Origin of the sequence: Methanosarcina sp. (assembly GCF_049706645.1) — an archaeon.
Classification (GTDB): Archaea; Halobacteriota; Methanosarcinia; order Methanosarcinales; family Methanosarcinaceae; genus Methanosarcina.
In genome coordinates this window covers 1-12,014 of sequence record NZ_JBNAKP010000057.1, presented here as the reverse complement: position 1 = coordinate 12,014, position 12,014 = coordinate 1, and the positions used below count along the sequence as shown (strand labels likewise).

The window sequence follows — 12,014 nt, the reverse complement described above, 5'->3', positions numbered from 1 at the left end:
ATTCCTGCCATTTTATTATTTCTTCTAGAGAAAATATTCTTTATACAGTCCTCCCGTCAAGATTTCATAAACTTATTTTAGTAGAATTTATCTTAGAAATCAGCATGCAAACTCAGAGTTTCTTGACATGCCTGACATCCACTGCAACTCCTCTACTGGATTTTACCATTTCTTCTCCGCTCATTACAGCCCGCCCTACACAGATTGCTTTTTTCCCAAGCACAATTACCTCATCATTAGGTCGTATTCCCGGATCAGCCTGAATAACACCTGGGGCAAGAATGGAACCGCGCGGGAGAAAATCATCAATTGTTACCAGGTATTTTTCATTTTTTAGCATCAGCTCAGCCCCCTCAAGGGAAAGAGCAAGCATTCCGTATTGCGGTACAAGGGTTGCAAGTTGTTTTTTCCCGGCAAAGAGCTGGTATTTGGGGAACCGGCCTTTGACCGCAAGTTTTCCGATATCTTCAGAGAAAAGAAGTGCGGCATCTTCTCCGAACTGATATTCTGCAATTGCTCTCAGGAAATTTTTTTTCTCCTCTTCAGCATTCAGGCTTTTCTTGCTGAAATCTTCGGCTACGCAGATAGATTCAACGGTATTTTTAAGGTTTGAAAGAGCCTCTACAGATACGAGACTTCCTGTGCCGGTATAGATTATTTCAACACCGAGGTTATTTGCCGCCCGTTCACAAATTTCCCTGTATGCGCCTTCTACATGGGCGACCACGGCTTTATATCTGTGTCTTGAGAGATAAGCTTCAAGGCAGCCGGAAACCCAGGCTTTTTCTTCTTCGTCCCAGTGCCCTGTAACCGCAGTGTCATAATGGGACGCAGGGTATGTCAGTTCCAGTTCCCTGGGGACTATTCCAAGAGGTGAAGTCAGAATCACTTCATGGACAAACTTTCGGTATCTTCCAAGCGCCAGGATAAATCTCTGGTGGGACTGGGAAGTCGAATAGGGTTTTCTGGCCGAGCACGGGAAAAGCACCAGAACTTCAAGCTCAGGAGGCGTATATCTCTCCTGTATGCGCCGTGCAAATCTTGCCACCTCGATTCGGGACAGGGCTTCCGAGGTATCTGCAAGAAGCTGGTTTTGCCGAAAAGCAGGAACTCTTTCCTCAAGGTAGGAGAATTCGAAATCTCCAAGTCTTAACAGGGCTGTGAGCCAGGGCCTGACCCTGCACTGGCCTTCGATATATTCCCTCAGTGTCCCGGCCCTGATCCTTTCCCGCACAAGGGAAAGTTCGGCTTCGAGGGCATCCCTATTGTGAGCTGAAAGGAACTTTGCTCTCTCGATTTTCGGCAGTTTCCTGAGCTCTGCGGGCGTACTTGCGGCACATACCCCGCACCTGCAGGGAAACTCTGTCAGGGAGTCGAGATAAAAGCTTCCTGTTGCTGTCAGGTAGATGTCCGAATAGGCCGCAATTTCTGCCCTTGTATCGTCCAGAACATCAATTCCGAGGTAGACCAGCATAGCTATATTTTCAGGAAGTGCCAGGTTCGGAGTGTAAAGAGCCGTATCAGGAGGGATATGGTTTTTAAGCTCTATTACGGTCTCAAGAAATCTTCGCGCATTGTTTTCAAGGGTGCCTGCTCCTTCCATCACATAGAGATCGGTTTTCTCAGGCTTCCGTCCTATCCTCAGGAGAGAACCTGTTGGGCCTTCAATGTTTTCACCATTAGTGGCAGTAAATCTTTCGACTTTCCCGAGGGATTCAGCTGGAATGGCAGGCGGATAAGCTTGGTGCGGCAGGATTATGAGAGTTCCGTTTCCTGCATTTTCCCGGATTTGCCTTACGCGTGTCTCAAGCTCTGCATCGGATTTTACACCCCAGAAACTCCCTGCATCAACAACAGGGCCGGGGCTTTCAAGCTTTCCAAGTTCTATCGTACTTAATATGCAGGGCGTACGAAGCTCGGGAGACAGCAGAAGTTTTCCAATCCTTGCTGCTCCGTCTCTCTGTTCTATCTCAAAGTACTGTGTCATATTCGTCCTCTTACGTCTATCAGGATGTAAAGGTTTGTCCTGCATTTTTTCCTGAAAGTTTCTTTTACTGCCTGCTTTCCTGAAGCTGAAGAGTGCTCAGGTTTACGTTTTATTTCGTAGTAGCTCTTCAGGAGGAAAAAGGATGGTATATTCTTATATATTATTAATCTTGATTATCTGCTGCAACTCATCTTTCATTTGTCTGTCTCCAGCCGTGACAGATTCTATTTTTCACATCTGAATTCCAATTTGAGGTCTAGAATGGATATAACTGCAGAACTTCGAAAGATCGTTGGCGTGCGACTCTCGGTCTCGCCTTCGGAACTTTACTGTTATTCTTCTGACGCATCCCAGGTTAAGGGAATGCCTGATTACGTGGTACGCCCGAAAAGCACAGACGAAGTAAGCCGGATTGTCAGGCTTGCCTATGAGAATGATATTCCTGTAACTGCCAGGGGAGCAGGTACCGGACTTGCAGGCGGGGCAGTTCCTGTTGGAGGGGGTATTGTGCTGGATATGTCGGGCATGAACCGGATTCTTGAAATCGATATTGATAATATCCAGGTGGTCGTAGAGCCCGGGATTATTCAGGATGCTTTAAATGACGCACTAAAACCGTATGGCTTTTTCTTTCCTCCAAATCCTGGAAGTTCGGCCATGTGCACTATCGGGGGCATGATAGCTTATAACGCAAGCGGAATGCGCTGTGTTAAGTACGGTACTACCAGAAACTATGTCCGCGATCTGGAAGTGGTTCTTGCGGATGGGACAGTTATCCATACCGGTTCAAAGATGCTGAAATCCGCTGCAGGATATGATTTAACCCAGCTTATTATAGGTTCGGAAGGCACACTCGGCATTGTCACGAAAGCCAGCCTGAAGCTTGCCCCTCTCCCGAAAACCCGAAAACTGGTTATCGCTTCCTTTGAAAATGCGGAAATTGCAGGGCAGGCAGTTGTAAATACTTTCTCAAACGGGGTCATTCCCTCAGCTTGCGAAATCCTGGATAGGGTTTCCCTGCAGGTTCTCAAACGTTACGACCCGAATCTTGTGCTCCCTTCAGAGGGGGATGTGCTTCTCTTTGAGGTCGACGGCACTGAAGGTTCGGCATGTGAAGCAGCAGAACAGATAATAAAAGTCTGCTCTCCACTAGCTCTTTCCATAAGGCTTGCGGAAAGCGAAAAGGAAATGGCAGATATCTGGGCAGCCAGAAAACTCGTAGGGGCTGCAGTCTCTCGCCTGGACCCGACAAAGACCCGCATTTATGTCGGAGAAGATGTGGGAGTTCCCATAAAGCAGATCCCTGAACTGCTAAAGCGCGCACAGGAAATTTCTGAGAAATTCAACCTGCCTGCTATGAAGTACGGGCACATAGGAGACGGAAACCTGCACCTTGCCCTCTTCATTGATGTTCTGAATAAGGATGAATGGGACCGCCTGAACAGAGCTGCGGATTTGATCCACAGGACAGCGATTGAGCTTGGAGGCACGGTCAGTTCCGAGCATGGTGTAGGTGCGGCAAGGGCCGAGTATATGGAAGCCCAGTGGGGACCTGCCCTTGAGGTAATGCGTGCAATCAAGAAAGTTCTCGATCCGAAAGGTATACTGAATCCGGGGAAACTGGGGTTGTGAAAACTATGAAAAACGAAAGAAAAAAAGAAATTAAGCAGGAAAAGGAACCTGATAAAGACGAAATGACCGGGAAAGAGAGCGAAAAGCAAAAGCAATCCTTTGAAGTTGACCGCAGGTCGGTCTACAAATGCGTGCAGTGCGGAACCTGCCGCTCGGTTTGCCCTGTATTTGACGTGGTAGGATGGGAATCCGCCAATACACGCGGCAGAATGCTGATCATTAAAAGTTTGCTTGAAGGCAGATATCCTTCTGAAGATGTCCTTCCAAGCCTGGCTTCGTGCACGACCTGCGGAATCTGCGCTTCCAGGTGCCCTGCAGGAGCAAACCCACCTGAGGTTGTCGAAGCTGCCCGGGCTCAGCTTGTGAAATGTGGCATCACAACGGACGCCCAGGAAAAATTGAAATCGGCGGTCATGACATACGGAAACTCCTTCGGGGAAACGAAAGACCGTAAACACTGGCTTTCCGAAAAGGAACGTTCAAAACTCCCTAAAAAATCAGATTACGTCTATTTCGTGGGCTGCTTCGATTCCTACCGCTATCCGGAATTTGCCAAAAAAACGTTTAAAGTCCTGCAGCGCTTTGGAGTAACTCTCCTGCCTGATGAGCAATGCTGTGCTTCTCCCCTTCTGCGTACCGGATTTAAGGAGGACGCAGAAAAAGTTATGGAGCGCAACCTTGAGCAGATCAGGAAAGTCGGAGCTCATACAATTATTACAAGCTGTGCCGGCTGTTATACAACCCTTAAGAATAACTATCCCGAAGAACTCCGGGTTATCAGCCTCCCTGAATTCCTTGCCGAACACCTGGAAGAACTCAATTTGAAGAAACTTGACCTTACAGTCACCTACCATGATCCATGTCACCTGGGCAGGCATAATAAGATTTATGACGCTCCAAGGAAGGTTATCCAGGCTATCTCTACCCTCAAGGAGATGAAAAACATTAAAGAAGATGCACGCTGCTGCGGCGGCGGCGGCGGGGTAAGGATAGGGTATCCTGATATCTCACTTGAGCTTGCAAAAAACAGACTTCAGGATGTGCCGGAAGGTGTGGATTATATTGTTACCTCCTGCCCCCTCTGTGTAAGAAATCTCAGGGATGCAGGCGGAGATATTGAGGTCCTTGATATTGTAGAACTCGTGGCAATGGCGATGGAGTAGTCTGGCTATTTCTGAGTCTGCTATTTTAAGTTTAACTGCCTGCTTCTCAGTTGACTTTACTAAGGGCCGGCTTTATTCGGCTCTACCCATTCTTCTTCATGTTCCTGGACAATATTTATCTTTCAGCTTTATTTTTCCGGATCCTCACAACAGATTCCTTTATGTCTTTCCTGGTTACCCGTACGAATTTTCTGACCTCTATTAACGCATATGGCACCATATTTTTATCTTCGGAAAACTACTCTTGTTTATTGAGTTTTATTTATTGATTTATATAGCCTGATATTAGTTTTAGAGGTAGGTTCGGAGGACAGGGTAATGAGTTGTAGACCGATAAAACTTCGCAACGTTTCGCATGATACGTTTAATTGTATGAAGAAAAAGCTTCAGAACTCTGGCATCCACGTCCCGCCAGGAAACAGGGGGGAACTATCTGGCAAAGGGATTACTGCGGATTTTGAATGGGACGGACAGTCCAATCTTACCATTACAATCACTGAAAAGCCTTTCATCGTCAGCTGTGAAGTTGCAGCCATGAAAATAAAACAGTTTGTAAGAGAGTGCCATGGTTCGTAAAGAAAATCTGTAATATTCTGGGATAAAGTATGAGCGAAAGAAAGATTGACACTGAAGGCTGCCAGGGGATTAAATTCAAAGATGTGACTCCTGAAGTATTTTCCTGCATGAAGAAAAAGCTTCAGAGTTATGGGATCGAGGTTCCATCCGGAAATTCCGGGGTGCTCGAAGGAAATGGAATAGTTGCCCACATTAGCCTGGATAGTGAGGCAAACCTGATAATTGAGATCAAGGAAAGGCCCCTGAGCACTTACTGCGGGCAGGTTAGTGGAAAGCTCAGGGCCTTCTTTCGCGAGTGCCAGGGGATATAAAGGTGTACACGTTCGAGGACTCCGCAGTGTTTTAAACTGACTTAAGTAAAGAAGAATTAATCGATCCACTCTATTCTAATAAAAAGAGCTGTTACCTTTGCAGCTTCTCTTTTCTTCTTATCAAACAATTCCGGGCATTTCCCACAAGGTCAAGTCTTCCTGCTTTTTCCAGAGCTTGATACACAAGCTCGTAATTTGCAGGGCTCCTGTAGTGCATGAGGGCTCTCTGCATGGCTTTTTCTTTTTTGCCTCTTGCAACGTATACTTTCTTGCCTGTGAACGGGTCAAGGCCTGTATAGTACATGCATGTTGATACGGTCATAGGCGTTGGGGTGAAGTCCTGTACCTGCTCGGTATAGCCTCCATGTTCCCTCACATACTCTGCCATCTCTATCATATCCTCAATGGTACAGCCCGGATGCCCTGACATCAGGTAATTTACAATGTACTGTTCTTTGCCGCACTTCCGGTTAAGAGCTGTAAATTTTTGGGTAAATTTTTCGTAGACTTCTCTGCCTGGCTTACACATTGCATTTGTAACCTGCCTTGAAAAATGTTCGGGTGCAATCCGCAGTTGTCCGCTAATATGGTAAGCGCAAAGCTCTTGGAGATATTCTTCATCTTTAAGAGCCAGGTCATAGCGTACTCCATAACCTGTAAAGACCTGTTTGACTCCTGGAAGTTCGCGCAGGCGGCGTAAGAGTTCGAGCAGTTTTTTGTGGCTGGTATCCAGAGCAGGGCAAATGCGAGGATAAAGGCAGGATTTGTCAAGGCAGGCTCCTTTTTTTCCCCAGGTTCCGCATTCCATGCCGTACATATTTGCACTTGGGCCGCCGACTCCGTTTATAATGCCCTTGAAATCCGATTTTTCGGTGAGTTTCTTAGCTTCGCGCAGAACGGACTCGATACTGCGGCTTGCAATCATGCGTCCCTGATGCTCTGTAATTGCACAAAAAGCACAGCCTCCAAAGCAGCCCCTGTGCGTTGTCAGGGAGAATTTTACCATTTCCAGGGCAGGAATGGGTTCGGTGTAGGAAGGATGGGCTTCGCCAGTGAACGGCAATTCATATACATGGTCCATCTCAGCCTCTGTCAGGAGGAGCATTGGCCTGTTCTGCACAATTATGGTTTTCGGGTGAGGCTGGATAACCCCTTTTCCGGTAACAGGGTTCTGTTCCGCGAAATACATGCGAAAAGCCTTTGCAAAGGCTGTTTTATCCTGAGAGACCTCTGAAAAGGAGGGGATCTCTATATATTCCTTTAAAAGTTCGGCTGCATCCTCAGCTATTCTCCCGTTCTTTTGTTCAGGCTTGTCCTTTTCCTGTTTATCCGGTCTCTTATCTGGCTTTTCGACTCTTTCCTTGTTCTCTGGCTTTTCAATTCTTTCTTCTTTTTCTGACTTTTCAATTCTTTCTTTGAGTTCTTTCCAGGCTTTAACTTCCATCTTCCAGACTGTGCCCGGAATATTTCTGATGTTTCTGATATCTTCCCCAGCTTGCAGTCGTTTTGCAATTTCAACTATCTGAAGCTCCCCCATGCCGTAGACTACAAGATCAGCAGGCGCGTCAGCCAGGATGGACTGCCTGACTTTATCTGAAAGATAATCGTAATGAGCAAAACGCCGTAAAGAAGCTTCAATTCCTCCCAGGACTATAGGCACTTCAGGGAAGGCTTCTTTTATCCTGTTAGAGTAGATGATTACCGTGCGATTCGGGCGAAGCCCTGCTCTGCCTCCGGGAGAATAAGCATCCTTATTCCGCGGCTTCAGGCCTGGGGTCAGGTTGCTGACCATAGAGTCAGTATTTCCTGCGCTTACGGAAAAGAAGAGTCTGGGCTTTCCAAGCCTTTTAAAGTCTTCGGGGTTGTCCCAGCGCGGCTGGGCAATTACTCCTACTCTGAAACCGGCATCTTCAAGGACTCTTCCTATTATTGCCGTGCCGAAGCTGGAATGGTCCACATAGGCGTCCCCGGTAACCAGGATAATGTCAAGTTCTTTCCAGCCGCGAGCTTTCACCTCCTCAGGGCTCATCGGAAGGAATTTTGATGCAGGTATGCGGGAAGAGATGGATTTTTCTTTCTTTGCCCTCTTCTCGTATTTGGTTCCCGATCTCTTTTCAGGTTTTTTCCCTGCTTCTTTAGGGAACTTTACATCTATTTTTTTTCCTTCGGCTTTTTCGAGTTTTATTCCGGGCTTCGCGCCTGACTTAGTCTCTTCTTCTGTCTTTTGTCCCGCTTCAGCTTTTTTTGGGACAAAAAAACCGGTTTTTCTACCCGACCCCTCTTCATTCGGTTTTCCCGAGCTCAAGTTCTTATTCTTCTTTGGAACTGCTGTATCTCTGGTCATAATTTACTTTAAGGCTCCTTACTCTCTTTGATCCCGCTTAAACAGTTATCTGAACCGTTCTATATCCGGACTGTCCTCGTGGATTGTCTCGATGGGCTGCTTTTATTCGCCCATCATCATTTTTAGCATTCGGTACGAAGCCATAATCTGGTTGTTTCCATTCCTATCCGCAGGGGCTCCATGCCCAGAGTAAAGGGTTTTTACATCCAGCTTTGTGAGCTTTTCTATTGACCCAGCCATTTTTTCAGGTTCTGAGCCCTCAAAGTCCATTCTTCCAAAACCCCCGCCTGGAAAAACGGTATCCCCGGAAAAGAGACTTTTTGAGACCGGCTCATAGAGGCAGATACTCCCTTTTGAATGACCCGGGGTATGGATAACTTCCAAGTATTCTCCGTTTCCTATGTCAATTTTATCTCCTTCCTCATATGTAATTGTGGGCCTGACCGCAGGGGCCCGGTCTCCAAAAAGTACGGACACGCTGAGATATTCGTCATTTATGCCTTCCAGGTCAGCTTTATGTATTCCAACTATTGCACCGCTTTTTTCTGCAATAGCTGCTGCTGCCGCGGTATGATCATAATGGCAATGGGTCAGGATTATGAGTTCCAGGTCTGTAAGCTTTATATATTTCTCAAGTTGCTCGATTATCAGGTCGCTATTCATTCCCGCATCGATCAGGACTTTTCCGTTTACCAGATATACACTGGAATCGTAAGCAGTTGGGCAAATGTACCGTACTTCCATGGTTTTTCCTCTTGTTCTTTTTTCCTTATGCTTTCCCTGCATTTTTCGCATTATTTCCCAGCAGATTCCTTGCTTTTAATAAGGTCTCAGATTTAGATATTAAAAGCCCTGCGCGCATTTTCAGTAACCGACTTTGCAATCTCTGCCGGGTCCATGTTCTTAAGTTGCGCTACTACAGGAACCGAATCCACTATGAAAGCAGGTTCGTTTCTTCCTTTGCGCGAAGAAAGGAAGGGGCTGTCGGTTTCCAGAAGCAGGTTTTCAAGCGGCACGGCTTCTGCAAGAACCTGGTGATGTTCGGAAAAGCAGACAAGAGTTGCCAGGGAAATATAGTATCCCATATCCACGATTTCCCGCATGGTTTCTACAGGGCCGCTGTAGCAGTGATAAATAACCGTATCCACGTCTCTGACAAGCTTCAGCACTTCAGCTTCAGCCAGCCGGGCATGGACTACAAGTGGTTTGTCCAGGGCTTTTGCAAGCTCGATCACTTTTTTGAATACCCTGGTCTGTCTCTCCCGTTCCTCATTTGTTTTGCAGTCCTGAAAGTCCAGGCCTGCTTCCCCGATGCCCACTGCTTTTCCTGCATTGGCTTCAATCTGCGCAAGAATGGCATTAATTTCTTTATCCGTACCTTCCCTGCCAATATCAGGACTCAGGCCAAGCGTGGAATGAATATCTTCATGTTTTTCCGCAAGCTCAAGACTAATGCGGTTGCCCTTCAGGGAAATTCCGGAATTTATAATTCCGACAACTCCTGCTTCCCTGGCTCGGAGAATAGCCTCTTCCCTATCGCGGTTGAATTTAGGAAAATCAAGGTGACAGTGAGAATCAATAATTGGATAAGGCATGGGTCTGTATTCCATCTCATTTTATTTTACTTTTTATACATGATTTATGGAATACAGACCCGAAAAACGAATATTCGATTCTTATCCGATTTTTTTGTTTTTATTTATAATGTTCGGGCGCTTTCAGTCAGTTTTAGCCTGTCCCGGTCGATTTTAGCTCTTTTCCTCTTTCTTATACAGCAGGTTCATAGCATTTACAAGAGCTTCTACAGAGGCCATGACTATATCGGGGTTTGCAGATCTTGCAGTTACGATTCTGCCTTTCTCATTTTCAAGCCCTATATATACATCTGCAAGGGCATCTGCTCCGCCTGTAATTGCATCGATCCTGAATTCCTGGAGTTTGAAGTGGTTACTTTCTCCCAGGATATCCCTTACAGCATTGAGAGCGGCGTCCACAGGGCCAACCCCTGTCTTGGCTGAAATAATTTCCTTGCCTTCAATGTCTGCCTTGACCACTGCAGTCGGGGTCAGGATATTTCCGGTCATTACGGAGACTTCTTTGAGTTTTATCAGCTCTTCTTCCGAACTCGCTTTCCCGAGCACGGCAGAAGCAACCGCATAGAGGTCCGCATCCGTAATCTGTTTACCCTTATTTGCAATCTCCTTAATCCGGGATACGATTTCATCGAGCTGCTTGTCATTGCTTATTATACCTGCAGATTCGAGAGATTGCTTGACTGCATGTTTGCCTGTGTGTTTACCAAGTACAATGCGCCGTTTGTGCCCTACCATTTCCGGTGTCATTATGCCGGGTTCGAAAGTATCGGATTTTTCAAGTACTCCCTGGCTGTGGATTCCTGATTCATGGGAAAAGGCATTCTGGCCCACGACAGGTGTATTTGGAGGAAGCCTGACTCCAGTATAGTTTTCAATCAATTTCGAGGTTTCTACAAGGTATTCGGTCCGAATATTCGTTTTTGCCCCGTACATTGCAACCAGGCTCATGACTGTCTGGGAAAGATCGGCATTTCCTGCCCTTTCTCCTATCCCATTTATCGTAACCTGAACCTGGGACGCGCCTGCTTCGAGTGCCATGAGGCTGTTTGCTACAGCAAGCCCGAAATCGTTATGACAATGCACATCTATGGGAATTCTTATTTCGGCTGCGATGTCCTTTATCTGCCTGTACATTGCGGATGGGACCATAACGCCAACAGTATCTGGCACGTTAATGATGTCGCATCCTGCTTCCTGGACTGCTTTGAAAACCTCTATAAGATATTCGGGTTCGGTTCTCGTAGCATCCATTGCAGAGAACATGCATTTTCCCCCGTGATCTTTGATGTACTGGACAGCTTCTACGGCCAGTTGAATTACTTCTTCCTGGCTTTTTTTGATGGTATATGTCCGCTGTACTTCAGAAGTAGGGACGAAAGTGTGCACAAGTCCGACGTCGCTTTCAAAACAGGCATCGATATCTTTTTTCAGCACACGGGCAAGTCCGCAAATTTGAGCATCCAGCCCGGCATTAGAAATCGATTTTACGGATTCTTTATCTCCTTCTGATGAGATAGGAAATCCGGCTTCTATTATGTCCACCCCAAGTTTGTCAAGTTGATGGGCAATTTCCAGCTTCTGGGCAGAAGTCAGAGATACCCCAGGGGTTTGTTCTCCGTCACGCAGTGTTGTGTCAAAAACAGTTACCTTTTTATTCTGCATGGGTTCGATGTAAAAATCGATCCCTTCTTTCAGTTCTTACATTCATGGTAATCATCTACTTGAATGTAGATTTCTGGTATATAAATGACACGCGCATTTTTAGATGTTTAAATTTAGGGTTTGACTTTTGAGCTCCGGACGGAAAATTATTTATACTAAATGCACCCTACTAGGGTTGCTTCTCAAGGTGTCACACGACATCTAAGAGCATGAAAAACGAAACTTGAAAAACGGGACTTGAAAAACGAAACTTAAAGGTGCCAAAAACGGAATCTGAAAAACGGCAACAGAAGGCGCCTGGGGACGTTGTTTTCGAAACAATGGCTCATAAAAACGGACAAAGTTAAGGATTCAAAAGCACAACTCTTTTGAAATCTTTCAACTATTCATATTTCCCTCTTTCAAATTTGTTCAAGCTCCTTTGCAGGAGAAGATTTATATACAAGTAACGCCTTGTATATGTTCCTCACACAACTCAATTGTGTTGAGGAGAGCAATAAAAAGCTTTATATACGAGAAATGCCTTGTAAGTATCCCTTACACAAGCCAATGTGTCAAAGGGAATAACACAAAGCTTTATATACAAGAAATACCTTGTATATGACCCTGCGCAAACTGATTGCGTGGGTTAAATTACATATCTCTTTCATCTTTTAATGGAGTCAGGAGTTGTTTCCTGTCTGACGAGGATTTTTGTCGGTTCGGTTAATTCTGGGCGGTGAGAGTTTTTCATAAAACATCATC

Annotated in this window: 9 protein-coding genes; 4 read left to right on the top strand and 5 right to left on the bottom strand. The window is 45.9% G+C overall.

The annotated features are described in order from the left end of the window. Positions 1 to 112 precede the first annotated feature (112 nt). Positions 113 to 1,987 carry an archaeosine synthase subunit alpha gene (gene arcS, locus ACPK8D_RS15785; protein ID WP_424718806.1) on the bottom strand — a complete coding sequence of 625 codons (1,875 nt, stop codon included), beginning with the start codon at positions 1,985 to 1,987 and terminating at the stop codon, positions 113 to 115. A 261-nt stretch (positions 1,988 to 2,248) separates the two neighbouring features. Here arcS and ACPK8D_RS15780 point away from each other — a divergent pair, with 261 nt between their 5' ends. The 4 genes from ACPK8D_RS15780 to ACPK8D_RS15765 all read left to right on the top strand — a co-directional run bounded on the left by ACPK8D_RS15780 (position 2,249) and on the right by ACPK8D_RS15765 (position 5,669). Next, a complete protein-coding gene (locus ACPK8D_RS15780; RefSeq protein ID WP_424718805.1) occupies positions 2,249 to 3,619 on the top strand; it encodes an FAD-binding oxidoreductase in 1,371 nt (456 codons plus the stop codon). A gap of 62 nt (positions 3,620 to 3,681) precedes the next feature. Continuing rightward, entirely contained in the window at positions 3,682 to 4,782 is a 1,101-nt protein-coding gene (locus tag ACPK8D_RS15775) for a (Fe-S)-binding protein (RefSeq protein WP_424718840.1), read from the top strand. Positions 4,783 to 5,100: 318 nt separating this feature from the next. Continuing rightward, on the top strand, positions 5,101 to 5,358 hold the full coding sequence (locus ACPK8D_RS15770) for a hypothetical protein (RefSeq protein WP_424718804.1): 258 nt from the start codon (positions 5,101 to 5,103) through the stop codon (positions 5,356 to 5,358). 29 nt (positions 5,359 to 5,387) lie between these two features. Further along, entirely contained in the window at positions 5,388 to 5,669 is a 282-nt protein-coding gene (locus tag ACPK8D_RS15765; RefSeq protein WP_424718803.1) for a hypothetical protein, read from the top strand. Positions 5,670 to 5,760: 91 nt separating this feature from the next. Here ACPK8D_RS15765 and ACPK8D_RS15760 read toward each other — a convergent pair whose 3' ends face one another. From ACPK8D_RS15760 to ACPK8D_RS15745, 4 genes are all read right to left on the bottom strand, one after another. Next, entirely contained in the window at positions 5,761 to 7,698 is a 1,938-nt protein-coding gene (locus tag ACPK8D_RS15760) for a YgiQ family radical SAM protein (protein WP_424718839.1), read from the bottom strand. Between the two features lie 417 nt (positions 7,699 to 8,115). Further along, the gene (locus tag ACPK8D_RS15755) at positions 8,116 to 8,757 is read right to left on the bottom strand and encodes an MBL fold metallo-hydrolase (protein ID WP_424718802.1); all 642 of its coding nucleotides are present in this window, start codon (positions 8,755 to 8,757) and stop codon (positions 8,116 to 8,118) included. A 92-nt stretch (positions 8,758 to 8,849) separates the two neighbouring features. Beyond that, positions 8,850 to 9,608, bottom strand: coding sequence for a TatD family hydrolase (locus tag ACPK8D_RS15750; RefSeq protein ID WP_424718801.1), 759 nt, complete (start codon positions 9,606 to 9,608; stop codon positions 8,850 to 8,852). 153 nt (positions 9,609 to 9,761) lie between these two features. Then, positions 9,762 to 11,270 (bottom strand): 2-isopropylmalate synthase, encoded by a 1,509-nt coding sequence (locus ACPK8D_RS15745; protein WP_424718800.1) that lies wholly within the window; start codon positions 11,268 to 11,270, stop codon positions 9,762 to 9,764. Between the last annotated feature and the right edge of the window lie 744 nt (positions 11,271 to 12,014).